General features: G+C 52.0%; 24 protein-coding genes and 1 pseudogene. 16 read left to right on the forward strand and 9 right to left on the reverse strand.

All coding sequences use genetic code 11. The features are described 5' to 3' along the window. Nucleotides 1–183 precede the first annotated feature (183 nt). From ACR0BI_RS15455 to ACR0BI_RS15465, 3 genes are all read left to right on the forward strand, one after another. A complete protein-coding gene (locus ACR0BI_RS15455; RefSeq protein ID WP_170555158.1) occupies nucleotides 184–699 on the forward strand; it encodes a DUF805 domain-containing protein in 516 nt (171 codons plus the stop codon). Between the two features lie 74 nt (nucleotides 700–773). After that, nucleotides 774–1,544, forward strand: a complete 771-nt coding sequence (locus ACR0BI_RS15460; protein WP_480562732.1) for a hypothetical protein — start codon at nucleotides 774–776, stop codon at nucleotides 1,542–1,544. Further along, nucleotides 1,528–2,064 carry a hypothetical protein gene (locus ACR0BI_RS15465; RefSeq protein ID WP_480562733.1) on the forward strand — a complete coding sequence of 179 codons (537 nt, stop codon included), beginning with the start codon at nucleotides 1,528–1,530 and terminating at the stop codon, nucleotides 2,062–2,064. Before ACR0BI_RS15460 ends, ACR0BI_RS15465 begins: the two co-directional genes overlap by 17 nt. A gap of 1,874 nt (nucleotides 2,065–3,938) precedes the next feature. Here the strand turns inward: ACR0BI_RS15465 and ACR0BI_RS15470 are convergent. Both ACR0BI_RS15470 and ACR0BI_RS15475 read right to left on the reverse strand, forming a co-directional pair. Further along, on the reverse strand, nucleotides 3,939–5,477 hold the full coding sequence (locus tag ACR0BI_RS15470; protein ID WP_480888632.1) for a ShlB/FhaC/HecB family hemolysin secretion/activation protein: 1,539 nt from the start codon (nucleotides 5,475–5,477) through the stop codon (nucleotides 3,939–3,941). A gap of 130 nt (nucleotides 5,478–5,607) precedes the next feature. Next, nucleotides 5,608–5,907 (reverse strand): hypothetical protein, encoded by a 300-nt coding sequence (locus ACR0BI_RS15475; RefSeq protein ID WP_170408154.1) that lies wholly within the window; start codon nucleotides 5,905–5,907, stop codon nucleotides 5,608–5,610. Nucleotides 5,908–6,476: 569 nt separating this feature from the next. On the opposite strand from ACR0BI_RS15475, the gene ACR0BI_RS15480 reads away from it, so the two are divergent. The 4 genes from ACR0BI_RS15480 (at nucleotide 6,477) to ACR0BI_RS15495 (ending at nucleotide 12,173) form a co-directional block, all read left to right on the forward strand. After that, complete coding sequence (locus tag ACR0BI_RS15480; protein WP_170425262.1) at nucleotides 6,477–6,992, forward strand: DUF805 domain-containing protein; 516 nt, start codon at nucleotides 6,477–6,479, stop codon at nucleotides 6,990–6,992. Between the two features lie 74 nt (nucleotides 6,993–7,066). After that, nucleotides 7,067–7,837, forward strand: coding sequence for a hypothetical protein (locus ACR0BI_RS15485; RefSeq protein WP_480562736.1), 771 nt, complete (start codon nucleotides 7,067–7,069; stop codon nucleotides 7,835–7,837). A gap of 1,311 nt (nucleotides 7,838–9,148) precedes the next feature. Beyond that, nucleotides 9,149–11,038: an SLC13 family permease gene (locus tag ACR0BI_RS15490; RefSeq protein ID WP_170395443.1), complete on the forward strand. Its 1,890-nt coding sequence runs from the start codon at nucleotides 9,149–9,151 to the stop codon at nucleotides 11,036–11,038. Between the two features lie 229 nt (nucleotides 11,039–11,267). Next, on the forward strand, nucleotides 11,268–12,173 hold the full coding sequence (locus ACR0BI_RS15495; protein ID WP_480562737.1) for a haloalkane dehalogenase: 906 nt from the start codon (nucleotides 11,268–11,270) through the stop codon (nucleotides 12,171–12,173). A gap of 32 nt (nucleotides 12,174–12,205) precedes the next feature. Here the strand turns inward: ACR0BI_RS15495 and ACR0BI_RS15500 are convergent, their stop codons facing one another. Then, on the reverse strand, nucleotides 12,206–13,093 hold the full coding sequence (locus ACR0BI_RS15500; protein ID WP_170567635.1) for a LysR family transcriptional regulator: 888 nt from the start codon (nucleotides 13,091–13,093) through the stop codon (nucleotides 12,206–12,208). A gap of 104 nt (nucleotides 13,094–13,197) precedes the next feature. Here ACR0BI_RS15500 and ACR0BI_RS15505 point away from each other — a divergent pair, with 104 nt between their 5' ends. The 8 genes and pseudogenes from ACR0BI_RS15505 (at nucleotide 13,198) to ACR0BI_RS15540 (ending at nucleotide 18,491) form a co-directional block, all read left to right on the forward strand. After that, the gene (locus tag ACR0BI_RS15505) at nucleotides 13,198–13,488 is read left to right on the forward strand and encodes a putative quinol monooxygenase (RefSeq protein WP_170336714.1); all 291 of its coding nucleotides are present in this window, start codon (nucleotides 13,198–13,200) and stop codon (nucleotides 13,486–13,488) included. A gap of 26 nt (nucleotides 13,489–13,514) precedes the next feature. Further along, a complete protein-coding gene (locus tag ACR0BI_RS15510) occupies nucleotides 13,515–14,528 on the forward strand; it encodes a zinc-binding alcohol dehydrogenase family protein (RefSeq protein WP_170567682.1) in 1,014 nt (337 codons plus the stop codon). Next, nucleotides 14,528–14,908: a VOC family protein gene (locus ACR0BI_RS15515; protein WP_170395454.1), complete on the forward strand. Its 381-nt coding sequence runs from the start codon at nucleotides 14,528–14,530 to the stop codon at nucleotides 14,906–14,908. The genes ACR0BI_RS15510 and ACR0BI_RS15515 overlap by 1 nt, the downstream gene beginning before the upstream one ends. Nucleotides 14,909–15,052: 144 nt before the next feature. Next, entirely contained in the window at nucleotides 15,053–15,436 is a 384-nt protein-coding gene (locus tag ACR0BI_RS15520) for a nuclear transport factor 2 family protein (RefSeq protein ID WP_170626249.1), read from the forward strand. A gap of 298 nt (nucleotides 15,437–15,734) precedes the next feature. Continuing rightward, a complete protein-coding gene (locus ACR0BI_RS15525) occupies nucleotides 15,735–16,076 on the forward strand; it encodes an aggregation factor core (protein WP_480562739.1) in 342 nt (113 codons plus the stop codon). Between the two features lie 25 nt (nucleotides 16,077–16,101). Beyond that, entirely contained in the window at nucleotides 16,102–16,542 is a 441-nt protein-coding gene (locus ACR0BI_RS15530) for a TspO/MBR family protein (protein WP_480562741.1), read from the forward strand. A gap of 65 nt (nucleotides 16,543–16,607) precedes the next feature. Next, nucleotides 16,608–17,108, forward strand: a pseudogene (locus ACR0BI_RS15535) (CIA30 family protein). Nucleotides 17,109–17,318: 210 nt separating this feature from the next. After that, complete coding sequence (locus ACR0BI_RS15540) at nucleotides 17,319–18,491, forward strand: adenylate/guanylate cyclase domain-containing protein (protein ID WP_480562743.1); 1,173 nt, start codon at nucleotides 17,319–17,321, stop codon at nucleotides 18,489–18,491. A 351-nt stretch (nucleotides 18,492–18,842) separates the two neighbouring features. Here ACR0BI_RS15540 and ACR0BI_RS15545 read toward each other — a convergent pair whose 3' ends face one another. Beyond that, the gene (locus ACR0BI_RS15545) at nucleotides 18,843–20,375 is read right to left on the reverse strand and encodes a phospholipase D family protein (RefSeq protein ID WP_480562745.1); all 1,533 of its coding nucleotides are present in this window, start codon (nucleotides 20,373–20,375) and stop codon (nucleotides 18,843–18,845) included. Between the two features lie 393 nt (nucleotides 20,376–20,768). Here ACR0BI_RS15545 and ACR0BI_RS15550 point away from each other — a divergent pair, with 393 nt between their 5' ends. Further along, complete coding sequence (locus ACR0BI_RS15550; RefSeq protein WP_480562746.1) at nucleotides 20,769–21,479, forward strand: hypothetical protein; 711 nt, start codon at nucleotides 20,769–20,771, stop codon at nucleotides 21,477–21,479. Between the two features lie 37 nt (nucleotides 21,480–21,516). Here the strand turns inward: ACR0BI_RS15550 and ACR0BI_RS15555 are convergent, their stop codons facing one another. The 5 genes from ACR0BI_RS15555 to ACR0BI_RS15575 form a co-directional block, all read right to left on the reverse strand. Continuing rightward, on the reverse strand, nucleotides 21,517–21,966 hold the full coding sequence (locus ACR0BI_RS15555; protein WP_480562747.1) for a MarR family winged helix-turn-helix transcriptional regulator: 450 nt from the start codon (nucleotides 21,964–21,966) through the stop codon (nucleotides 21,517–21,519). Beyond that, nucleotides 21,956–23,056: an Acg family FMN-binding oxidoreductase gene (locus ACR0BI_RS15560; protein WP_480562748.1), complete on the reverse strand. Its 1,101-nt coding sequence runs from the start codon at nucleotides 23,054–23,056 to the stop codon at nucleotides 21,956–21,958. The genes ACR0BI_RS15555 and ACR0BI_RS15560 overlap by 11 nt, the downstream gene beginning before the upstream one ends. Before the next feature lie 215 nt (nucleotides 23,057–23,271). Beyond that, nucleotides 23,272–23,949, reverse strand: coding sequence for a GntR family transcriptional regulator (locus ACR0BI_RS15565; RefSeq protein WP_170613814.1), 678 nt, complete (start codon nucleotides 23,947–23,949; stop codon nucleotides 23,272–23,274). After that, entirely contained in the window at nucleotides 23,946–24,977 is a 1,032-nt protein-coding gene (locus tag ACR0BI_RS15570) for a Gfo/Idh/MocA family protein (protein WP_480562749.1), read from the reverse strand. The genes ACR0BI_RS15565 and ACR0BI_RS15570 overlap by 4 nt, the downstream gene beginning before the upstream one ends. Next, nucleotides 24,974–26,062, reverse strand: a complete 1,089-nt coding sequence (locus tag ACR0BI_RS15575; RefSeq protein ID WP_480562751.1) for an isocitrate/isopropylmalate dehydrogenase family protein — start codon at nucleotides 26,060–26,062, stop codon at nucleotides 24,974–24,976. The genes ACR0BI_RS15570 and ACR0BI_RS15575 overlap by 4 nt, the downstream gene beginning before the upstream one ends. Nucleotides 26,063–26,095: the final 33 nt, after the last annotated feature.

Raw genomic sequence — 26,095 nt, forward strand, 5'->3', positions numbered from 1 at the left:
ATGTTTGAATCTAATTTTTAATAAATCAATATTTTTTCCGCGCGTAAAATTCACTACGCTTTCGTGCGATAGGCTTCTGCTTTCAAACAAAAAGGTAAGTGGGAGCTTCCATAAGGGCGAATGTGATCTTTTGGCTCGGCGAGGCGTTCTGAGGCCGCACAGAAACTGAAAAAGGATTGAAAGATGGGATTTGGTGAAGCCGTTAAAACGTGTTTCTCGAAGTACTTCCAGTTCTCCGGCCGGGCTTTACGCTCAGAATATTGGTGGTTCTTCTTGTTTGTGGTTGTCGTGAGTGCTGGTTTAGCTGTGCTGGATACGATCATATTCGGGACCAACCCTGAAACAGGGCAGGGATCTCGGGTTCTGTCCTCTGTTTTCCAACTGGCCGTTCTCATACCTATGCTGGCCGCCGGTTGGCGGAGGCTGCATGATACAGGACGACCTGGCTGGTATTTGCTGCTGCCGATGGCGCTCAGCATTACAACGCTTTTTGTTATGCTGGGTGGGGTAGCGTTCTTTTCAGTATTGGAGCAAGGGACCGAAAATCCCGATGCATTGCGAGGACCTGCGGCCGTCCTGGGTGTGACCGGTATCGTTGTTGTCTCAATCCTTCAATTGGTTCTGTCCATTCTGATGATCTGGTGGCTGACACGACCTTCCCAAGAAGGCGCAAACGAATACGGCGAACCTGTTTCCTGATCTGGCTGTCCGGGCAATTGGCTGGAACTTCTGCTGAACGACAGTGCGAACCGTAACTCAATGGAGAGAAAAAAATGAGCTGCAAAACCATTTCCATTGGAATGCTACTGATGGCAGTGGCGACCACAGCATCAGCGGAGTGGTCGTTCAGCTCCGGGCCCAACCCCAATGCGTTTATTCAGACAGGAAACATGACGCTGGAACTTCAGTGTGACCGTATTCGCTTTGCTCCGGCTGGATTCGAGGACAGCCAGGACATTGCGGACAAGCAGGGGCTTTCCATTCGTTTCTTGAAGAACGGCACCACCGAAGTTGGAGCATTTCAGGTTGGCGCAGAAAACGCTGCCGTGCAGATCGTCGACAACTATCCCGTCGAGGTCAGTTTCAATAGTCAGCCGGACTATGGTTTTGTTCTGGACCAGCTTGCGGCCAATGCATCGGTTAATCTGTCGATGATTGATCAAGATGTCAGCTACGGAATTTTTGACTTGAAAGGTTCCAGCGCAGCAATTCGGTCCCTTCGTTCTGCGTGCGATTCAGAAGTTAGCCAAGAGACCTCCTACGAAGCGCCCGAAGGCATCGTCTATTGTGGTGGCGGAGCGAAAAAACGCGTGATCGAACCCGTAATTTTGGACAATCCAGAGGGGGAGTGGGACGCGCGAGTAGCGGTTAACGGCGAGTCGATCAGAGCCATGACGGCCTACAGTTACTTCGGAAACTCTGAGCCACCGGCCGGATTTGTCGTCGCCCTTCTTGGTGAAGACAGGTCTGAATTTCTGATTTTTAACGAAGGCTCGGCAAACTGGCTGGAATACGGGGACTACAGGTATGAACAATGCAACTGAAGCCACCTTCCAACCGGCTTCCCAATTGGCAAGCTACTTGAAACGTTTGGTATCTGCGATCCTGCTTGGTTCGGGCCTGGTTTGGACCTCCCCAGTTGTCGCGGCTGACGTTTCGCAACTTCCAACCGGTTTGCGAGCAAAGGTTGATCTGGCGGCACGAGCCTGCGCGGAGTTCAACAACGGTCAGTTTGACTTAGATTGGGGCGCGGTTGAAAGGGTCGATCTCGACGGAGATCTACAACGCGACTGGGTTTTGAATGAGTCTGGTTTTGCGTGTTCAAGCGCCGCATCTCTTTATTGCGGAACTGGCGGATGCATGTCGCACTTCCTGATAGAAGAGGAGGTTCATTCCTTGCTCAATCAAGGCTGGACTGTTGTTGATTTTGGGCGTCAACGCGTTGTCGTGGCAGATATTCATGGATCCAATTGCTACGGAGTAAACCCAACGCCTTGCGTCACGGCCAGTGTTTGGGATGCGGAAGCTACGACGTGGCGCTCGTCTGCTGGTGATTGGGAGTAAACTGCAATTGGGCACCGCAGATAAGCCTGAGAGCCTGTTTGTTCGATGGGTTCTCCGTAGCATGCAAAGTTATGGGCAAATCGTGCAAAGTTATGCGCAAATACCGCGCAAAGTTATTGGCGAACTTCCAAGATTTTCTTTAATGAAATCAACGTCGGAAATGCAGCGTTATGAGCGCGCCTACACGGTTGTAGGTTTGCGCATAACACTTCGCACACCCCATAAATTTGCGCAGTTCGCCCACAGTTTTGCACTGCGCGATTGTCGGCATTGGCGACGAATTCAATCAGTTTTGGCCTAGTCGTTGTGGTTTCGACCCTTTGCATTTCTCAATCCCGCAAAGGGCAACTCTAAGGAAACTTGGATTCTCGCGAAGGTCTGCGATGCGCAGAAAGCTGACATTGCAAAGTTGCCGTTCAAAGTTTCGCTTGCCCGACCTGACCGTCCCAGATGGTCGGAGGCTCTTCTTGGAAGTGCGGCACTTTAGATTGTTGGCCTAATTGAGGCAAATTTAGGTACAGAGCATTTTTGGGCTACGTCAGCCAACGTAAACGCCAGGGAATATGGGCAATACGAAATCCAATTATCCAGATGACAATTGACGAACTATTGGTCGACTAATCTCATTGTCCGAGTAAAACCTACCATGCGAGCCTCAGCGCTGCTTTCGTTTGACCGAAATAATGCATCCAGAATGTTTTGGATGCCTTGCAGGCACATCCCTTGCCATAGCGTCCACGTTTCCGAGGTGCCGCAACGCTCCGTTGTTCAGCAATACGCCTCGCCCAGCATCATACCGGCGCTGTCCGAATCCGCTGGCTACGCATTCCCAGTCTTCCTTGGCTGCCGCGTCGCGGAATCTCGGTAGGTCATGCGGGTCATGTCGTCCAGGTGTTGATGCGACGTGATCGTGTTTCTTCGCATTACTTTGGTGGGTTAAATGGTGGGTCACTTGTGTTGTGCTGGGTTGCTGGACACTACCGGTTGTCGGCCTCGGCTTGGGGCGCATGATTGTCACGACGCCTTGAGGTTTCGGATGTCCTGGGACGGCCACGTGAGTTGCCGTCGGTTTCGGTGTCAACTGTGGAACCTGGCCAGGAACCGCCGTGGGAACCTGATTGGGGGTTGCGGTTGGGACAAGCGGGGGTGTCGCCGTAGTACCGCTGGGTTGCGGAACACGGCCGGGCACTGCGACCGGAATCTGGTTTGGTGTTGCAGTCGGGACGAGCGGTGGCACAGCAGTTTGTCCAGTGGGCTGAGGTGGGACCTGACCAGGAACTGCGACTGGTATTTGGTTTGGCGTTGCGGTTGGCACAAGTGGCGGTACCGCTGTTGGGCCGGTAGGTTGAGGCGGAACCTGGCCAGGGATAGCTATCGGAACTTGATTAGGAGTTGCAGTCGGAACTTGCGGCGGCACCGCGGTAGGACCGGTAGCCAATGCTGGAACTTGATTGGGAACGGCTGTCGGAACCCGGTTTGGTGTCGCGTTTGGCGCCAAAGGCGGAGTTAGCGTCGGCGCTACTATCGGTGTGGGAACCTGACCAGGAACCGCTATTGGTGTCGCAATAGGAACCTGACCGGGAGTTGCGTTCGGAACCGCGCCCGGAGCAAGGACTGGAACAGTAACGGACGTGGGTGTTTGCTGCGTTCCCTTAGGCGGCAACTGATTTGCCACCGGCTGAGTTGGGCCAGTAACTTGATTACCTGCCCCTTGCCCACCAGCCTGCCCGCATCCTTGGCTCGACTGGTGCGGGTTCCCTACGCCTCGGCACCACCCGTAGTGATTTCCGCGGGCAACGACCTGAGTAGCGGCCAGTTCTGCAATCAAACAAGCTGCAGTAAGTAAAACAATGCGGTTCCGTTTCATAACATCCTCACCAACTTGTTGTCAGAGCAAGATACGCGCCAGGATCGCCAGATTCGGTTAAAGGGCCGTCTCTCAAAGGGACACCGACGTATCCGGACAGAAATAGGTTTCGCTTGAACTCGATGTCCAAACCCAGACCTGTGGATGCCAGTGTAGCATTATCAACTTCAAAACTCGCAGGGTCATTGTTCGAGATGTAACCCACGTCGAAAAAGGCAAAGGGCGTTAGCCGATGAATGCTCTGAGAGCTGGGGAAGTAGGAGTGAGATATTTCGAATATTGCAGAAATCCCGGTATCACCGTCTACTTCGTCAAACCGATATCCGCGCAAAGCGTAACGATCACCAAGGAAGTACTCTTCAACAGAGGGCAGCCGGTCTGTTGTGTACTGCCCCCAGATCTCGGTGCGCCAAGCTGTGTTGGGCGACAAGCCCGTAAGTGGGCTTTCGTATCCGACGCCGCCTCGTAGATGCCAGAAAGAAGAGTCCCCGTCGTCAAAACTCGCGTCTGTCGTGTCGTTGTCATTGTCACCAAAAGATAAGGTTAGCCCCGCTTCCAGAGCTTGTCCCTTTGGATAGTTTTGCCCGTACAGATAGGTAAGGCCAACAACACTTGCGTCACTGGACAATGGAACGCCACCGCTAACAGAATCCGATTCTGAAAGGCGATAATCCAAAAGCAGGTATCCATAACGAGCAACATCGCGGATCACAGGATAACCCATCGCAACGGTGAAGTTCTCGCCGTCAATATCTGTTCTGGCAAAGTCCCCTGAAATGTCGCGTTTTGCGTTGACGTTCCCATAAAAAATCTCACCGTATAGACCATTGCTGTTCAGCGGCGTGCGATAGGTAAGAGCGCCCCACAATGAGTGTTCATCGTCTTTGTCCCAATTGTAATTGCCTGATCCCTCAAATCGCAGCAAATCTCCGACGGTCAGCGTCGAATAAAACTCTTGTACGACATAAAAACTAAGCGCTTCTCCAAGCTCACGCGGAGGGTTGTCGAGTGTCGCACTACCGGCTTGTTTTCGCAGTGGCTCTCCCAATACTCTCAGCCGAGCACCAGTCTGATCCGGGTAATCAAGTTCGGTCGACAATTCCAAGTCAGGTATGTCCTCGGCCAGCATCACTGCCCGCTCAAATCGTTTCAGCGTTATGGGATAGGAGGTGGTGAGGGGCTGAAAAATCTTCTCTAGTGTTTGGAACGTACGCGTATCTACACCTTCAATTTCGATGGTTTGAATGCGCCCTTCATTAACAATTATGCTCTGCCCATCAGGACCGGGCCAGGCTTCAGCCAAAAAATAACCGTCTTCTCGGTAGATCTGAGTGATCGTTGATGCGACCTCCACCGCTGTGATGCGCCCTGACCGATTGAAGGCCAATTGACCGGCAAAAGTTAACAGCTCATCCGTATCATACACCGTTACGCCGTTGACTGAGTGCTGTGATGCTATGTCCCAGGTTTGTGCAATGCTGTATTTTGGAACCGAAACAATGGCCACAAAAGTGCAAATGATCGCAATTACAACCGAGTTGGTCACGGGCATTTTCTACAACCTTTGCATGATTGAGAATGTTAGAGCCTAATCCTATTACGAGGTTTGAATGTCTGAGCTTGCCGTTATTCAAATTTGATCACGACTGGTGCTTTCGAGATACACAGCAAACAGACTACAATGCGCCTTCGTCGCCCAGGAACTCGATACCAGCGGTCGCGCCATCACTGTAGGCAATGCAATTCCAAGGAGCACGATCCTCGCCAACACCGACAGTGACTTGTGTTCCAGCCTCGCTGAACGCGGATGAGAGCACAACGACTTGCGAATTGTTCGTCGTCTTGGCTACATCTCGCAAACATGCTTGCTGAGCCGGTGTGAGCTCGGCGGACGCACTGGATGTACTCGCGTCGTCACAGGCCGCAAGCATTGCGAAACAAGTTGCGCCTGAAATCATCACCATCTTGTTGGTCATTTTCTTCTCCCTCTGGGTCCGTTGAAATTAGTGAAATTGGATGCGTTTATTTGAAGCTCTCGCGTCTGCGCAGCCAATAGAACTTACCTCGATCCTTTGACTATCTTTCCCAAAACTTGCCGCGTGGGGCTTGCTCGGCGGAACAACATTTCGTTGACCATCGGGGCCGCCAACAACGTGTGAAGGCCGAATGACGACACTGGCGAAAGCTAGAGCAAACTCTGGAAAGAGGGGGAGTACGTTAAGTTTCAGCATCGCGTCCTCCCAATGCTTGATCTTTGTTTGAGGACCTCCGACCGCCAGCACTCACTCCAGCAGTCGGAAGGGCCCGACAAATCGGGCGACAGCGACATCAACGGAGGTAAAATGAAAGTTGTGTCGAATTCGCATGTTTGAATCTATTTTTTCATAAATCAACATTTTTTCCGCGCGTAAATTTCTCTACGCTCTCGTACGATAGGCCTCTGCATTCAAACAAAAAGGTAAGTGAGAGCATCCATACAGGCGAGTTTGTTCTTCTAGGTGGCGAAACGTTTTGAGGCCGCACAGAGATTAAGAAAGGAATGAAAATGGGATTTAGTGAGGCCGTTAAAACGTGTTTTTCAAAATACTTCCAGTTCTCCGGCCGGGCTATACGTTCAGAATACTGGTGGTTCTTCTTGTTTGTGGTTCTCGTGAGTGCTGCTTTGGCTGTGCTCGATACGATCCTATTCGGGACTAACCCCGAGACAGGGCAAGGATCTCGGGTTCTGTCCTCTGTTTTTCAACTGGCTGTTCTCATACCTATGCTGGCCGCCGGTTGGCGAAGGCTGCATGATACAGGACGACCTGGCTGGTATTTGCTGCTGCCGATGGCGCTCAGCTTTACAACGCTTTTTGTTATGCTGGGTGGCGTGGCGTTCTTTTCGGTATTGGAGCAAGGAACCGAAAACCCCGATGCATTACGAGGACCCGCGGCAGTACTGGGCGTGACCGGTATTGTTGTTGTCTCAATTCTTCAATTGGTTCTGTCCATTCTGATGATCTGGTGGTTGACGCGCCCTTCGGAAGAAGGCGCAAACGAATACGGCGAACCTGTTTCCTGACCTGGTTGCCGGGGCAATTGGCCGGAATCTCAGGCTGAATGACAGTGCGAACCGTAACACCATGGAGAGAGAAAATGAGTTTCAAAACGATTTCCACTGGGACGCTAATGATGGTTATGGCGACCACTGCATCAGCGGAGTGGTCGTTCAACTCTGGGCCTACTCCCAATGCATTTATTCAAACCGGAAACATGACGCTGGAACTTCAGTGTAACCGTATTCGCTTTGCTCCGGCTGGATATGAGGACAGCCAGGACATTACGGACAAGCAGGGGCTTTCCATTCGTTTCTTGAAGAACGGAGCCACCGAAGTTGGAGCATTTCAGGTTGGCGCAGAAAACGCTGCCGTACAGATCGTTGATAACTATCCCGTCGAGGTCAGTTTCAATAGTCAAGAGGACTATGGTTTTGTACTGGGCCAGCTTGCGGCCAATGCATCGGTTAACCTGTCGATGATTGATCAAGATGTCAGCTACGGAATATTTGACTTGAAAGGTTCCAGCGCGGCAATTCGGTCCCTTCGTTCCGCCTGCGATTCAGATCCTAGCCAGCGGTCCTACTACGAACCCCCCGAAGGCATCGTCTATTGTGGTGGCGGAGCGATAGAGCGCGTGATCGAACCCGTAATTTTGGACAACTCGGGGGAAGAGTGGGACGCGCGAGTAACAGTCAACGGCGAGTCGATCAGAGCCATGACTGCTTACAGTTACTTCGGAAATTCTGAGCCGCCAGCCGAATTTGTCGTGGCCCTGCTTGGGGAGGACAGGTCCGAGTTTCTGATTTTTAACGAAGGCTCGGCAAACTGGCTGGAATATGGGGACTACCGATATGATCAGTGCAATTGATACCTTGTGCCAACCAGCTTTCCAAATAGCGCGTCAGATGAAGTGTTTGGTCGCCGGGATTGTGCTTGCTTCGGGCCTTGTTTGGACCTCACCAGATGTCGCGGCTGATGTATCGCGCCTTACGCCCGGTTTGCAGGCGAAGGTTGATCTGGCGGCACGAGCCTGTGCGGAATTCAACGACGCTCAATTTGACTTAGATTGGGGTGCGGTTGAGAAGGTCGATCTCGACGGAGACCTACAACGCGATTGGGTTCTGAATGAGTCCGGTCTTGCGTGTTCAAGCGCCGCCTCTCTTTTTTGCGAAACGGGGAGTGCATGTCGCACTTCCTGGTAGAAGAGGAGGCTCATTCCTTGCTCAATCAAGGCTGGACTGTTGCTGATTTTGGGCGTTAACGCGTTGTCCTCGCAAACGACCATGGATCCAATTGCGACGGAATAAATCCCACGTCATGCGTCAGCGCCAGTGCTTGGGATGGCCAAGCAAACACTTGGCGCTCGTCTGCTAGTTATTGGGAGTAAGTTGCATTTGGGCATCGCAGATAAACCTGAGAGCCTGTTTGTTCAACGAGTTCTATGTAGCATGCAAACTTATGGGCAAATCGTGCAGACTTATGCGCAAATACCGCGCAGAGTTATGGGCGAACTTCCAAGATTTTTTTAATGAAATCAATGTCGGCATTGCAGCGTTATGAGCGCACCTACAGCGGTTTGTAGGGGCGCGAATAGCTTTGCATTTCGTCTAAAGAATTGCGTATTTGGACCAAAGCCTTGGGTGCAACAGCCACCCATTGAATTTGGTATCCAAAGATAATTCTGCACAGTGCAAATTTTAGTTGGATTCATGCCATGATCATGGCTCACGTGAAGCTTGAAGTCTGCCGCTTCCAGCTCAATGCAGCCTTTCGCGGTGCGACCCGCAACAGTATTCCGCAGTAGAGAAGATCAGGATCGTGCTGGACGGCCTAAAAGGCGAGGACAGCAATGCAGAGCTGAGCCGTCGTGAGGGCATCGCGCAGAGCGTTCCCTACTTGGCAAGTATAATTGACTGGATATGAATGATAACGATACGGAAAATCCATTTGTGTGTATTTTAGAAAGTGTGAAAGTTCATTTCGCATTGTGATGCTTAGTTAGGCTTATGAATTTGTCATCTACCTCTCTTTGGGTTGGCAGAATCCAGGTTTCAGCAGATACCGCGCCCGAAAAAGCGAGCCGCGTAAGCAAGCCCAATGTCTATTGGCCTTATCTGCCGCGCAGAGTTGGTCCTTCGTATTTGCTGGTAGTCAGGTAACGTTAGTTTGGGAGTAAGATATGGAATTACCAACACTAACGTACGAAATGATAGCCGTGCTGAGTCTATTGTCTTTTACGGTCTTACTTTTTGTTACCGAAATCATACGGATTGATGTCGCAGCGATTCTCGTAATGGTGCTGCTTGGTGCACTGAGCTATCTCCCTGGGCTAGGTAATCTTGCAGATGTATCCAAGCTCTTTGAAGGTTTTTCTTCGAACGCTGTGATGTCCATCATCGCAGTTATGGTAATTGGGGCTGGGCTTGATAAGACCGGACTTATGTCAAAGGTTGCGGCCTTGATCCTCAAGAATGGTGGCACGACTGAGGCCCGGATTATCCCAATTATATCAACAACGGTTGGTGTCATCAGCTCTTTCATGCAGAACGTCGGAGCTGCTGCGCTTTTCCTTCCTGTTGTCAGCCGCATCTCAGCACGTACAGAAATCCCGATGAGTAGATTGCTGATGCCTATGGGGTTTTGCGCGATACTCGGTGGTACGATTACATTGGTCGGGTCATCGCCCCTGATCCTGTTGAATGACCTGATTGTTTCAGCAAACTCATCCCTTCCGGCTGACCAACAAATGGAGACATTTGGGTTGTTTTCCGTCACGCCTATCGGTGTGATGCTCGTGCTGACAGGGGTGCTTTACTTTGTACTATTTGGTCGTTGGGTCCTCCCAGCGCAGCGGGAGCGTGGGGAAGACGCAAGCTCAGCCCGGTCCATGCAGACCTATGTCGAAAACACCTATGGGCTTAGGGCCGATATGTTCGAGATACGTGTTCCTGAAGGTTCGATCATCATCGGGCAAACGCTCGCAGATCTAATGGTCGCCCATAACATGTACATTCTTGGCACATCTTATCGCGGCCACAAGGTCATCGCGCCGATGGCTGATACCAAGATCGAAGCCCCGGCGCGGCTTGCAGTACTTGGCCTGCGTCGGGTGGTTGAGCAACAGTTCGCTGAGCCTTACGGATTAGAGATCCTACCCCAACTAGATGTCTTTGCGGATGATTTCGCCGCGACGCAGTCTGGGGTGGCCGAGGTTGTTATTCCGCCCGGTTCTTCAGTGATCGGCCAAACTCCGATTGATCTGCGCCTCCGTCAGACACATGGTTTGTCTCTGCTGGCCATTCAGCGCGGCGAAGAAACACTGAGCCATGTAGAAACCGAAGATCATTCAGCAACGCATATCGGACAAGTCCCTTTGCAGGCCGGTGATACGTGTGTGGTGCACGTGCAGTGGGATCGTCTGACACGACTGAAGTCAGACAGGGATTTCGTCGTTGTCACCTCGGACTTTCCCCAGGAAGAGTTGCGGCCGCACAAGGTCGGCTGGGCGCTTGCCTTCTTCCTAATAGCGTTGAGCCTAATTCTGTTTTCCGATCTGCGCTTGTCATTATGCCTGTTGATCGGCGCTATTGGGATGGTGTTGAGCCGGGTGCTCTCGATTGACGAAGCCTACGAGTCGATAAGTTGGAGTACTGTTTTTCTACTCGCTTCACTGATCCCGCTAGGTCAGGCGGTTCAGAACACCGGCACTGCGGATTGGATTGCAGCGCATGTGTTGGCCCTTCTGAAGGGGTGGCCGATCTGGTCTTTGCAAGCAGGGATTGCCGTTTTGGCAACGGCGTTCACGCTGGTCATGTCCAATGTAGGCGCAACTGTCCTGCTGGTGCCACTAGCAGTTTCTATTGCCGTATCCGCGGGTGGCAATCCGGCTGTGTTTGCTCTCACGGTGGCAATATCAACGTCCAACTCATTTTTGATCCCAACACACCAGGTGAACGCGTTGATCATGGGCCCAGCAGGCTACCGGGTGGTGGATTTCGTTCGCTCCGGTGGAATTATGTCTCTCCTTTTCTTGGTTGTCTCAATGACCGGGCTTGCGATTTTCTTCTGAGCCGCCTCTCGGCGATCCGTACAGAAGAACTCACAATATAAGGTTTTTGAGACCAAATTTTTTGGCGCGGGTTCAAAACGTCTGCAAAAAGGGCCTCCTCCGCGAGGGACCGAAGTAATGTGTCCAACTCAACCAAACCTGAAGTCGGTATACGCTGGAACTGGACCGTTCTTGTTTTATCGATCACTGTTATTGGACCAAGACCGTCGGCATTTTTGGAGAGTTCACGATGAAGTTCCTTCGTACACCGGACCATCGGTTTGACGGGCTGCCAGATTTCAACTTTGGCCCGAACTATCTTGATGTGGATGACACCGAGGGAAGTCTTCTCCGACTGCATTATTTGGACGAGGGACCGGCTCATGCATCACCAGTATTGTTGATGCATGGAGAGCCAACCTGGTGCTTCCTTTACCGGCGCATGATTCCGTTATTCAAGGACGCTGGCCATCGAGTTCTGGCTCCTGATTTGATTGGGTTTGGAAGGTCGGATAAACCAACAGAGCGATCCGACTACACCTACCAACGCCATGTAGACTGGATGTCCGAGTGGTTGCGGAAGGTTGACCTGACGGGCATCACGTTGGTTTGCCAGGACTGGGGTGGTCTAATAGGCTTGCGGTTGGTTGCGAGTATGCCCGAGCGGTTCTCGCGCGTAGTTGTGGCAAACACGGCCTTGCCCACCGGTGACGCAACCTTGGGTGATGCATTTCTTTCATGGCGGGAATACTCACAATCCGTACCCGCATTTAATTCGGGACGCATCGTATTCGGCGGCACGACATCTAAAATTTCAGAAGAAGAGGTCGCAGCCTACAACGCACCATTCCCGGATGCGCGCTATCTGGCAGGCGCTCGCGAGTTTCCAGTGTTGGTGCCCGACACACCTGATAATCCAGCTTCTGAAGCCAACCGAGCCGCATGGGAAACCCTCAAGACCCTCAACACCCCGTTTCTGACTGTTTTTGGAGAAGACGACAGGGTTATGGCGGGCGTAGACAAACTGTTCCAAAAGTCGGTCCCTGGGGCAGTTGGTCAAAATCATACAGTTGTGCCAAAAGCCGGGCATTTCATCCAAGAAGATGCTGGCACTGAGCTAGCACATGCGACTTTGAAATTCATTGAGCAGACATAGCAGCTATCAGATTAGTGTCTTCCCCTGCGGCCTCAACTCACACCAAATTTGCGACGCAAATGCTCAGCTAAGGCTGTTATGCGACGTGGTTGGGCCCGGCTCGGTGGAAACATCATTTGCAAAGGTTTCGGCGGTGGGAGGAAGTCGCGCAAGACAGAAACAAGTCTGCCAGATCGAACATCGTCGCCCACATCCAGTTCGGACTTCAATACGACCCCATGGCCTGCAATCGCCCAATCGCGGATGAGTGAACCATCATTGACTATTCGATTTCCCTTTACCGAAACGCGCTGGGCATTTGGTCCTGATCCAAACTCCCAAACGTTGTCGATCATGTCGCCAAACCTCATGACCAAGCAGTTGTGGTTTAATAGATCTTCTGGTTTTTCAGGCGTTCCAAATGAGGCCAGGTAACTTGGGGACGCACAAACGAAACGTTGGTAGCTTCCCAGATTTCGCAACCTGAGCGAGCTGTCTGTGATGTTGCCGAAGCGAACGGCGAGGTCAAAACCCTGGCCTACGAGGTCGACATAACCGTCCGAGAGGGACAGTTCGATTGAGACGGCAGGGTTCTTTTCGGTGAATTCGGCAATAACCTTGGAGACAATGCTCCGTCCCAAGTCAATGGGCGCGCTTATGCGAATTGGACCAGACAGAGTTTCGGCGCCGTGCCGAACAAGTGTGTCCAAGTCCGCAACCTCACTGAGAACGTTTCTTGCTCCATTTGCGAGTGTCCGGCCTTCTTCGGTCAGGCTAATGGAACGGGTGGTGCGGTTGAACAAAACCACGCCGTAATGTGCCTCCAGAGCCGCGAGCCGTTCGGACACTGTCGTACTCGACAACCCTGTCTCGCGCGCCGCGGCCACCAGACTGCCTTTCTCGGCTATGGTCAGAAACAAGCGAAGATTGTCTAAAAGCATTAAACGGAATTTCCGGATTATATGTTCGATCTTGCCCTGTTTATCCCGAAGGAGCTGCGGCGTAAATCTTGCGCATCGCTCAATAACACAAGGGATCTATTCCAATGGCCAAGCTGACAATCGTCGCCAACATCAAAGCCAACCCTGACAAAATTGACCTCGTAAAGGCCGAGCTGATCAAGCTCATCGACATAACCCGAGCCGAAGAGGGTTGCATCAACTATGACCTGCACCAGGACAACGACAACCCGGCTCATTTCGTGTTCTACGAAAATTGGGAAAGCCGAGAGCTTTGGCAAACCCACATGGGTGCTCAGCACCTTGCGGCTTACCTGGAAGCAACAGAAGGCGCCGTTGCAGAATTCACGCTAAATGAGATGACAGTCATCGGTTGATAAAGAACCGGACAAAGGAGCACGTTATGAAAGCCGTGGGATACCTTAAGACAGGGTCGATTGATCGGGCGGACGCCTTAATCGACTTCGAGGCCGATAAACCGACGCCGAAAGGGCACGACTTGTTGGTGAAGGTGCAGGCCGTGTCAGTGAACCCAGTCGATACGAAAATTCGTCAAAAACGTGCTCCTGTAGGTCCAGCACCAGATATTCTGGGGTGGGACGCAGTAGGGATCGTCGAAGCAGTTGGCGAAGCGGTTGAGACTTTCAGTCTGGGAGATACAGTTTGGTACGCCGGGGCAATAAACCGGTCGGGAACCAATGCCGAGTTTCATCTGGTGGATGAACGTATCGTCGGGTCAGCGCCAAAGTCCATACCTGCAAAGGCAGCTGCGGCGATGCCGCTAACGACGCTTACTGCTTTTGAGATGCTGTTCGACCGCTTGCGGGTCCAAGATGCCGTTTCCGGCGGAACCAATACGTTGCTGGTTATTGGTGGCGCAGGCGGTGTAGGGTCAATCACCATTCAATTAGCACGGGCCCTCACTGACATGACAGTGATAGCGACGGCGTCCCGACCCGAGACACAAGACTGGGTTCGAGAGTTAGGTGCACACCAAGTCATCAACCACGCGGAACCTTTTGGCTCACAACTCAAGGCTCTCGGTATCGACAGCGTGGATTTCATCTATTCGACAAACCATTCCCAGCTTTATGCGTCCCAAGCTGGAGAGGTGATGACGCCCCAAGGTCGCTTTGGGTTGATCGATGATCCTGAGACCTTCGACATCGCGCCGTTCAAACCCAAATCGATCTCATTGCATTGGGAGTTCATGTACACTCGGTCGCTTTTTGGGACTGGAGATATGAATCGTCAAAGCGAAATCCTGAATCAGGTCGGCGGTTTGATAGACAATGGAAAGATCAGATCCACAGCGACCGATACACTTGGTAGGATCAATGCTACAAACTTAATGAAAGCGCATGCTATCCTCGAAAGCGGAAAAGCCAAAGGTAAGCTTGTGCTTGAGGGTTTTTAATGAGAATTGAACGGCTGGATCATGTGAATATTGTGACGACTAGGTTGCCTGAGATGGTTACTTGGTATGAAAATGTCCTGGGTTTGAAACCCGGGGCCCGCCCCGATTTTCCGTTTCCCGGAGCATGGTTGTATACGGGTGATGACGCCGTGGTTCATCTTGTGGGTCACGAAGGAACACCTAACGTTGGCTCCGAAGTGAAGCTCAAGCTCGAGCATTTTGCGCTCTCAGCCACGGGGTTGAGCGCATTCGAAGAAAAACTGATCTCGAGTCAGATCCAGTATCGCAAAACTGAAGTCCCTGGGGCTCGAATGGTCCAAATCCATGTGGCCGATCCTGATGGGAATCATATTCATATTGACTTCGATGACGCCGAGTAATTGGCCAACTCTCGAAATAGTCGGAGCACAAAATCAAGCTCGCAACTTCTTGTCGATTAGTGATTGAGATTCTTGCCGGGTTGCTCCCCGGAATTGCGTGGGCCAACATTTTTGGGTGGTACAAACGTCGATTTGGAGATCAGCATGCCGGACCTCGAAACAAACAAGAAAAACGTCATCGCTTTCTACGAAATGATGTTCAACGAGTGTCGACCTGCGGAGGCCATAGCAACCTTTGTTGGTGATACCTATACGCAGCACAACCCGCATGTTGGCGACGGAAAGCAAGCCTTTGTTGAGTACTTCGAGCGCATGGCCGCCGAATACCCGGGAAAGCGTGTGGACATCAAACGTGCGTTTGCTGAAGGCGATCACGTTGTTCTGCATTGCCATCAAATCTGGCCCGATGGTCTCGAGTACGCAGGGATCGATATTTTTCGCCTGGATGCTGATGGCAAGGTTGTCGAACACTGGGACGTTCTTCAGGAAGTTCCAGCAAACAGCGAGAATGACAATGGTATGTTTTGACTTCGTCGTTCTGACAGCGGTGCATGGAACTTCGAAAGGGCTTGTCAGCTAAACCACCATAGTCAAAGGGCATAAGTCTGATCCAAGAGATCCGCCGAAGCGTATCTATCAAGAACCAATAAGGAAGGAGATAAATATGCTCCCGAAGAGTATTCTTGCGGCGACCCTTGGACTATTTGCAGCCACTTCGCTTCAAGCCGGAGTTTAAATTCGCTTCATAGAAGGCGCACCCAAAGACCGTTTTGTTCTGACAAATGTGGGAACGTGCGAAGTAGAAACCTCGACCGTTAAAATTGACTTGTCGCAATCTGCCGGACGTTTGATTTTCGATGTTACCGGAAAAGGTGCGGGTGTAGAGGTATTCCAACCGCTCGAATTCGTTGAGGGTGCGGATGCACTGCGTCAATTTCCTTCGGTCGTGGACGGGCAGAATACAATTGAACTTGAGATCGTTTCCCTCGCAGCCGGGGACAAATTAGCCTTTACCATCGATGTGGACGACACGATCGGGCAACGCGAAATCACCGTATCGGAGTCGGAGATCGAAGGCGCCACGGTGTCATATACCGACGCGGATGAGACCAGTACTGCGACCTTCTCTTCCGAAGCGCTTGTCAACGTGACGACCAAGGGCTGCTGAAAGCTATACCACAATGTCGAATTGGATGGTCCGCATAGCATTTCTTGCGCTCGCGTTGGGAGGCGGCATCCTGATCGGGATATTGACCGCGCCTGGCGATTGGTATGCGCAGCTTTCTAAACCTGCTTTCAATCCACCAAATTGGATATTTGGCCCGGTCTGGACGGTGCTTTATGTCTTGATCGCCATGGCGGGTTGGCGCCAGTTCGAAACAGACCGAAGCTCGACTGCCATGAAGCTGTGGTGGGCACAGATGGGTCTAAACTTTTCGTGGTCCCCAATCTTTTTCATACTGCGACTACCGTGGTTTGCGTTTGTTGTAATTGCCGCGTTGCTGGCTGTCATCGTCATGTTCATCGCTCTGGTCAGGAGCTCGGATCAGGTTTCCGCACTAGCCTTCCTGCCGTACTTTGCATGGGTCGCATTTGCCACTGTCTTGAACCTTTCTATTGCAATACTGAACTGAGAAAAAACGATATGCGTGGAAACTTCGCTGGGCTTGTTTCAGGTCTTGTTATCATCGGATCTATAATGGCACAGGCTGATGAAAATCTTGCAGAAGACTTCTCCAAGTCTCCGGAGACGAGTTGGGACTACGTTGCCGACACCGTCATGGGAGGAGTTTCTTCAGGACAGGTGCAGTTTCGTTCGGAACGTGATGTTGCGTTCGCCCGGTTGACCGGAACTGTCAGCACAAAAAACAACGGCGGCTTTATCTAGTTCCGACGCAAGTTGTCTGATCGACCAGATGAGGGTGTATCGGGCGTCAGGCTGTTGGTACGGGGGAATGGCGAGCAATACTTCGTCCACCTCAGGACACGTGGCACGGTGCTTCCATGGCAATACTATCAGGCCGCGTTCGCAACTTCTGACAACTGGACCGAAGTCTGGTTACCTCTCCCAGGCTTCAAGGCTTCAGGTGCCATGTTGCGCGCTATTCCCGTTGCTGACGAAATCACCTCAGTTGGAGTTGTAGCCTACGGGAGAGATCACGAGGCCCGCGTAGATGTCAGCGAGATTGGTTTCTATTGAAGGTTTCCCAAGAGAGGGCTGCAATCTTCAAATAGGTCTGTTTGGAACCGCGCGGGATCTAAATTTGCAAACCATCTTCCCGATGGAATACATTCCGTTGATGCCCGAGCATCAATTTGGACAGGTCTGATCAGGCTGCTCAACAACAGCAACCGACATTGCCAATCCAATTGTCTTTGCTCATCGTTTCCAAGCGACTAAATTGGGTCCATGGAAGAAGTCACTCGACTGACCGAATGGATGATTACAGAAGGTCGTCGCTCCGGTGATCCTGTAAAGGTGGTGTCACAGTTTTGTTCCTCCTTGATCGAAGCCGGAGTGCCGCTATGGCGGGCAAACATTGGCCAGCGCTTTGCCAACCCATTGCTTATTGCCTGGGGGGTAGTTTGGACGCCTGAAGGCACCGACAGCTACGACGTCACGCATGAGACGATGTTGACAGATGGTTATGTCGGGAGTTCATTCGAGTATATTCTTGCGAACAGAAAGCCACTTCACAAAAGTCTACGGCGACTGGACTTGGAAACAGAGCATTCATCCTATCTTGAATTTGCAGAGCAGGGTGGCACCGACTACTACGCTACTTTGCTCTATTACGGCGATGGATCGCTGCATGGATGTACGTTCGTTACTCAGGCAAAGGATGGATTCTCGCCCGAACATCTTATGCTGATTGAAGCGGCCTTACCGGCCCTTTCTTCCGCCTTGGAACCTGTTACGATGCGAAAATCGTCTAAAGGTCTGCTTCGAACTTATTTAGGAGATGGACCTTCCGAGGCCGTCTGGAGCGGCAATATAAAGCGCGGAGAGCGAACAACTTTGGATGCCGTGGTGATGTTCTCTGATCTGCGAGGCTTTACAGCACTTTCCGAGACCTCTCCGGAAGAAGATATCTTCGACACGCTTAGCGACTATTTTGATCTGGTGGTTAAAGCCGTAGAGGACAACGGTGGAGACGTCCTCAAGTTCATGGGCGATGGCATCCTGTCGATCTTTACTATTGAAGCGCAAAAAGACCATGCCGACCGCTGCAGAATGGCGGCTCTTGCAGCGCAGAGTGTGCTGAGTGGTTTGAACGATCTCAACACCAGACGAGACGGGTTTCAAAAACCGCCTTTGGATGTTGGTATTGGAATTAACGTCGGGCAGGTCAGCTATGGTAATATCGGCAGCCCCGGCAGGCTTGATTTCACAGTTCTGGGCGGGGCGGTGAACGTTGCAAGCCGAATTGAAGGTTTAACAAAATCAACTGGTCGGAGAGTGTTGGCGACGTCAGCCGTTGCAAGTGCTGCTCCGAACATGTTCGTTAGCTGTGGGGATCACGAAATACGTGGCCTTGCGCAGCCCATTGAGTTGTTCTTTCTCACTGAAGATGCACAATAGTCAGCTATAGTTATTCAAAACAATCTACCTTCGGCATCTTACGAAATTAGATGATCGCTAGAAATGAAACACAAAGCGCAAAAATTCACTAAGGCGCGGCAAGCTGAACCTAACTGTTCAAGTAACCGGATAACGGGACTTGCCCGATAACGTTCAGCTTCCCTGGAATGATAAACATGTCCATTGACTTTGGTAGCAGGCATTATCCCGCCAGCAGTTGACAAAGTGAATATCTAGTCTGTGTTAAGAACTGGATATTGGGAAATATCTGCGACTGATGACCTATTTCTTTTTTGCTGCCATCTTCGCAGGCGCCGGTGACGGCCAAGCGATCAAGTAGTTTGCAGAAACCTAAAGCTGGGACCCAATTGGTAAAATACTTAATAGCCCGGCAACTATGTGATCCCAGGCCGATCCTGTCGGCTCGAATTGGTATTCAAGAATGGTGCCATCATTGGCTCTTGTCGTCCATTTAAGCTGGCCAGCTTGCTCGAGCGTCACGTTATATGTGTATGCGGGTAGTGCGTCGTCCAAGGCTCCCATCGTCTGCGCAGTCAATGCTGGCGAGTCAATCAGAATTCCCATCTCGGTGTTGATGTTGACAGATCGCGGATCCCAGTTGAATGAACCCACGAACAAGTACTGGTCATCAATTGCAAATGCCTTGGAGTGCAGGCCTGACCTGGACTGAGCCCAGTTAATACCGCGGCGTTGGACTTGATAAGCGTCGGGTCGCAGCTCGTAGAGTTCTACTCCACCGCGTAGCAGTGCTCGGCGTTTCTTGGCGTAGTGTGCGTAAACGGGTGCGACGTCGTTAGATGCAAGTGAATTGGTTACAACCTTTACGTCGACCCCACGGTTCTCGAGTTCGGTCAGCCATTTCACACCGTTGTTGCGTGGCACGAAGTAGGCGGACACGATGTTCACTTCACTGCTGGCATTCTCAAAGTACGGAAGCAATTGAGATGCAAGAACGGGACCTGAGTTCTCGAGGCCCGCGGCCTTTGAAGGCGGATCAGCATAAAGTTTCGCTGGCAGCCAATCCAGTAACAGGGCGCCATCCGCGAAGTTCTCTTTTGCCGACTTTCTGAGCGCTGCGCCGTACTGCGTTTGCTTCGCTTCCTCGACGAGTTCATTCAACCTGCTGCGTGCATCGCTCAGGTCAAATTCTTCGGGTTCTCCGACAACCACGCGAGCCGGAACTGCGAATTCGCTGTTCCAGTAAGCGTCAAAGCTACCTGACACTTCGCGTACAACTGGGCCTGCGGCCAGCACATCCAGATCAGCATAGTTCATTTCTTCCCGCGCCAAAAAATACTCGGCACCGATGTTTCTCCCACCCACAATCGTGAACACGTTGTCTGCTGTCATGGACTTGTTGTGCATTCTGCGATTGATGCGTTTGAAATCAGTCAGACCCGCGATCAAAAGGCTCTGATCTCGCCAGAACGGGTTGAATAGCCTTATTTCAATGTTTTTGTGATTGTCCAACGCAGCGGTCATCGCGTCGTAGCCGGACGTATCCATATCATCCAACAACAGCCTGACACGAACACCTCGATCCGCCGCTTGCAATAGGCTGGCAGCGAACAGGTGACCGGTTGGGTCGTCGTGCAGAAGATAGTATTGCGCGTCTATCGTTCGCTCGGCCGCAGTGGCCAACAACAGCCGTGATACGAGCGCTTCTTCTCCATCACTGATCAGCTTGATGCCTGACCGACCGTCTTTAGGATCCCCAAGGCGATTGGCCGCCTGACCCAGAGCAGTGCTGGAATTTGCCGGTAGCGCAGCAGATACAGTCTTTTCATACGTGCGGGTTTTCGGAGCGCAAGCGACAAGAAACAGCGCGCAATAAACACTAATCACGAACTTCCACAGCGCCATTGGCTTTCTCCAACCCTATGCCCTAGGTGACTACGCCCGAGCACGCGATTGCAAGTTTGTTCTATGAAGCCTGAGGTTGTTTCGTTCGCTAGTGTTGATTTCGTAACTCTCACAAGCGCCATGTTGTTGGTTTGCGATTTCGACACACCCCTAGTTCCAACGGACTATGGCAGAACCCAGATGCGTCGAACCACACCGCTCGTAACCAGTTTCCGTGTTATAATTCTTTGATCAGGTAAAATGATGCTCTCTGATTTTGGAAGTTTAGGTGCTCTTAGCATTGACGTGTTACGATTCCGCCCCACAGTTTTGATGCAGATTTTCGGAGCATCCTGAGTGTTTGTGAGGACCACCGCCTTAGTGATTTTTGCTGTGTCGACCCCGGCCACGGCATTGCAGCTTCGCGAAACAGGGCGTTATGAACTTAATCAGCCCGCAAGTCTTGACTACGATCCGACCTTTTGTGGGTTGTGGATTGCGAACGAGGGGCCCGAGGCAATTCTCGTTACATTGCAAGGTGATGAATTGCGCCGTATATCCAGCGATCTCTTTCGGATCAAAGCAATTGCTGTTGAAGGGGATCACTTGTTGCTGGGCGATGGTCTCGGCAGTCTTCAACGTGTCACCAAGGACGGATCACGCCTGGGAGCACCCTTCGAATTGGAAGGTGGTTTCGCGGATACGGAAGGAATTGCGATCAACGCCAAGGGACAGATCGTGACCGTAGAGGATGACCCCGAACGGTTGTCGTGGTTCACTTCAGAGGGTGCTTTGACGGCGAGGTTGGATACCATGAAGCTCTCTCCTCCCTTGAGTGAGGCGCAGGGGATCGCGATTGATCCGCGTACCGGCCACATGTTGATTGTTGATGACTGGGAAGGGTCAAACAGCCTGTATGAGTTCACGGCAGATGGCCAACTTCTCGCCCAGCAAAGTTTGTTGGAATTCGGAACCGATCCAGAAGGCATCGCCATTAGGCCGGGGTCCAATCAACTGTTCGTTGCATTCGACAGCGGCGCGAAGATTGTGACATTTGACTACACGCCCACTTTGCCTGAAGGATCGCCGCCGCTCCCGCCGGGCGCGGATTGCATGATGTTCTGAAAATTTGGTTGCTTGCTTCGGCTGGCGCAGGTTTCGGCTAGTCGCGCTCGCTGTCCAAAGTTTCGCGTATGAGCGTCAGATTAGGCAATGATTCCTGGAACGGTTCAGGCCCGAGTTCGGACAAAACTGGAGCCAGGGATTCCGACATCCGCTCCATACAAGCTTTCAAAAACTCAGCGCCTTGCGGTGTAGGCCGAGCAATTTTCGAACGTTTGTCATTGGGGTTGGCTTCAAGAGTAACCAGGTCATGATTTTCAAGACTGGAGAGCATGTGCGTCATCGAAGTTTTAGGCACTTGAAACGCGTTCGAAAGTTGCTGTGGAGTTTCACCCTCGGGACGCCGTACCAGATGGCCCAAAATTCCGAATTGAGTCGCCGTCATTCTACCAGGCAAGAACGCTTCCAGCTTGGTCGAGATCAACTGATTGATGATCCCGACCTCGGTGAAGAATCGGTAAACTTCGGTGGTCTCATCTTCAGGCTTCATTCAGAATTCGTGTCTCCAGCGGCCAGCGGGGTGTGGCAATTGGTTCAGGTCCATACCCCAAACGCAGCAACATTTGCACCGTGTGGTCCGGTGACGCAAGAAGCTCATGCGCCAGAGCGTATTCATCGGCCATCTCAGGATATTCCTGAAGGGCCTGGCTGACAGGATGAACGCCTAGGCCCATTTCGGTTGTCTTCAGGTAGAAACGCATCAACTGACGTCCAGCATCAAGTTGATCGCTTCGCGTATTTGTGGCTGTCGCGAGGACTGCGTATTGCGGTGTCGCGTCTAGCATAGCGAAGTAGTCTTGCATGTGCGCCTGAGTGCCTGGGTGATCAACGTTCATCAGGGTCTCGTTGTCCAATAGGCCAGTAAGTCGCAGCGTTTCCAGCATGGGATCACGCAGTTCAATCCCGTCTGGGTTTGCGTTGATTTCTGCTTTGCCGATCCGCATCAGGTCGACGGATTCTCTAAGGGTCTGTGGAGTTCGCATTTCGATTTCAAAAGCGCGTTTTGTGAGGTCTCGAATACGGGCCACTAGATCCTCATCGGAAATCAGAGTGGCATAGTTTTCAAGGACCGATATTTCCGCCTCAGAGAGCCGCTGTTCAGTGTACGGTTCTTTATTTGAATGTCGGTTGAGGATTTGATCTGAGAGTGGATCGGATGCCCCGCCAGATACAAACATCGCTGCTGCGATAGGTCCGTCATTCCCACCTGGCAGTAACTCGACCTCTGTATCAAACCCCTGTGCACCTGCTGCTAGAACCATCGTCTCAACAAATGCACCGAGGCCAATATAGAGCTGGCGGTGGTAAGGATCGGTTTCAGGAAGCTCACGTTCAGGATCACGGTGGATGCGCACTTTGTCTTGCCCAACCAACTCGATCAGCCAAGGTTGCAAATTGTGCGGATTGGGGGCGAGAATTGCGTAGGACAAAGCAGCCTTGCGTGGGTCATCATACGGTTTTGGCGTCCACGGAGCTAAAGCTTCATGGGGCGTACGTGTCGTGAGAAACCCAGCCGCGCCCGTTGCCGCCAGTATTGTGCCTCCGCCTAGAATCTTGAGAAAACGTCTTCGGTTTGGCATCTTGACTCTCCAATAGTACGATATCGAACTAAATTAATACGAAATCGTACTATTTCAACCCCAATCGATGCAGTGATTGTTTGAGCGACTAGAAAAAAGAATATCAGAGCAGCCGGAGGCAACTGCGGGTTGCCGTTATCGACAAGTATTCGGAGCGCCTTTAGTACCGAAAATAAGCAGATATTTTAGATGATTAATGGCTGGATACGAGAAGATCAGAGGCTGTTGAGCCGATGCTTTTCGAGTATCTCGCAAAGCATAGCCTTGGCTTGCAGCCTGTGTTCTCGATGACGTTCACGGGCGACATCCGGTCGACCTTCACTAATCGCATGGAAAACAACCCGGTGGTCTTCATTGGATTTGACGGGCAGGGGTCTGATGAACAAGGTCGTTGCGCGCGCGCGGCGCACCTGGTCGCTCATCATGGCGACAATCGCTTCGACCCGTTTGTTGCCGCCCAGCCGAACGAGCTCTTGATGAAACAACTCATCGGCCTCGGCCCAGGCTTCAAGATCTTGGGATTCGATGGCTCGGTCCATCTTCGCAATTGACCCAGCAAGTACCGAAAGTTCATCTTCTGAATAACCCGCTTCGGCAGCGCGTTGTGCAGCGAGGCTCTCGAGCTCCGTCAGGATGTCGTAGATTTCACGCATATCGTCTGATGAAACCGGCAGTATCCGCACGCCTTTGCGGGGCCGCATTTCCAGCAACCCCTTGCTTTCCAACATGAGCGCAGCTTCCCGTATCGGGGTGCGGGACATACCAAGGGTTTCGGCGAGTTCTGACTCTAGGTGGTCCGTTCCGGCTGCAAGTTCGCCGGACAGGATCATCTGCCGCAAATCCCTAACGGCGCGTTGCGTATTGGAAAGAGTTTTTGCGTCTTGACCCTTCACGGCGTCTCCAGGTTGATCTTTCGTCCCTCCGCAGCCGAGAGATAGATGCTCTCTTCGATGCGGATCACGTCCAAATAGTCTCGAGCCGTGTTTTCCAGCGGCGTGCCCTTTACAAGGCCTGAAACGACGTGACTTTGCAAGGCGTGGACGCAATCGCCGCCAAATCCATTATGATCGCTTGGAGGTAGAATTTGCTGCTGCGTCTGCTTTCCAAAAGCGCGGAGTTCAACTGAACCATCGCCGTTAAGAACCAATGATCCTGTTGTTCCTTCAATGAGAGCTTCACCCATAGTTTGACGCAGGTTTTTGGCGCTGTGGTCAAGACACCTGTTCCCATCGAACAGAGCTTTCAAACCGTTGGGATGATCAAACAGGATATAGCCGGCATCCTCACCCGCGATAATGGGGTTCACTTGGCGCAAGTCCGCATAAACTGCGCTGGGCGCATCGAACAAGAATCGGAATGTGTCTACCCAGTGAACTGCTGTTTCATGAACCAGGAAACGCGGCATGTCCTGAAAATACGGCTGCCGGTCAAGATAGGCGCGTGGTCCTTGTCCGTCGCCAGGCCGAAGCCGGAAAGTAGCTTGTAGAGGTGTACCAATTCGACCCTCGGTCATCGCCTCTTTGATCGCGCGATACCAAGGTTGAAAGCGAAAGTTCTCGTGTACAACAATAGTTGCTCCTACCGCTTCGGCCTCTGAAACAATTTTCTCAGCTTCATGCAACGACATGCAGAAAGGTTTTTGGCAGATCAACCACTTTATTCCAGAGTGCAGCGCCGTTCGGATGGCATCGGCCTGCGCCACAGGCGGGAGGATGATGTCAACGAGATCTGGTTTTTCCGCCTCCAGCAATTTTGACAGATCATCGTAAGCGGCCAGTCCTGTTTCTTTCGCCTTTTTGATGTCACGGTTGCAGGATGCAATCGGAACCGCTCCGGGCATTCGAGACCAGCTTTCGTAGTGGAACTTGCTGAAATACCCCGCACCTACGCACGCGACCGTGATGGCTTGTTGAGTATTCATGCCAGCAATGCTTCCAATACCGATGAGGCTGCGTCCTGCGTTCCGGCGGTGCCACCAAGGTCACGCGTCAGGTTTTGACCGCTCTCAGTCACCATTTCCACGGCTTCCCGTAAACGTTCGCCATCTTTGGACAGTTCTGGATGATTATGGGTCAACCCTAACCATTCAAGCATCATTGCTGCAGACAGGATCATCGCGAAAGGATTGGCAATGTCTTGTCCCGCAATGTCCGGAGCAGAGCCGTGACAGGGTTGGAACACGGCGTTGTTCAACCCGATATCTGCTGAAGGAGCCAATCCAAGACCGCCCATAAGGCCGGCGCCAAGGTCAGAAAGGATGTCGCCGAACATGTTTTCAGTCACCAAAACATCGAATTCCCAAGGCTTCTGCACCATCCAAAGCGCAGTGGCATCAACATAAGCATGGTCTGCCTGCAATTCGGGATGGTTTGCAGCTTCTGCATCAAACATCGATCTGAAGAACGCAAAGGCGCGGAATACATTGGCTTTGTCGACACATGTAACTCGACCCCGACCGCGCCCGGTTCTTTTGCGGTTCTGGGCGAGTTCAAACGCAAACCGGAACAGTTTTTCGGACACCTCACGAGTGATCAGCAGAGTTTCACGTGCTTCGTGTTCGGTAACTTCTCCAGCGCCTTGGGTGAAGAACAGTCCTTCTGTGCTTTCGCGTATCAAGACAAAGTCGATCTCTTTTCCGGGAGGCAGCGCCAAGGGGGTCATTTGTCCGCTGCTTACCTTTACTGGTCTTACACCAGCGAAAAGTCCCAGTTGCTTTCGCAGATCGATCTGCGGTGAAATCTCGGTTCCGTCAGGGTAGCGAACATCCGGCAAACCCATTGCAGATAGCAGAATCGCGTCGGCGTGGCGCGCAGTTTCGAGTGAACCAGTCGGAAACGATTCTCCAGTTTTGGCGTAGTGGCCTGCGCCTGCTGGAGCGTCTGTAAACGCTAGGTCGTAGCTGGGATTGTTGCCGGAGAGCTGACGCAGAATTTCAAGCGTAGGGGCCATAATTTCCGGGCCGATCCCGTCCCCATGGAACACCGCGACATCGTAAGTCTTTTTCATCTTGGCCCGCTTCCTTCCAGTTTCGCATTCATA

This window comes from Ruegeria sp. E5, from assembly GCF_056534105.1.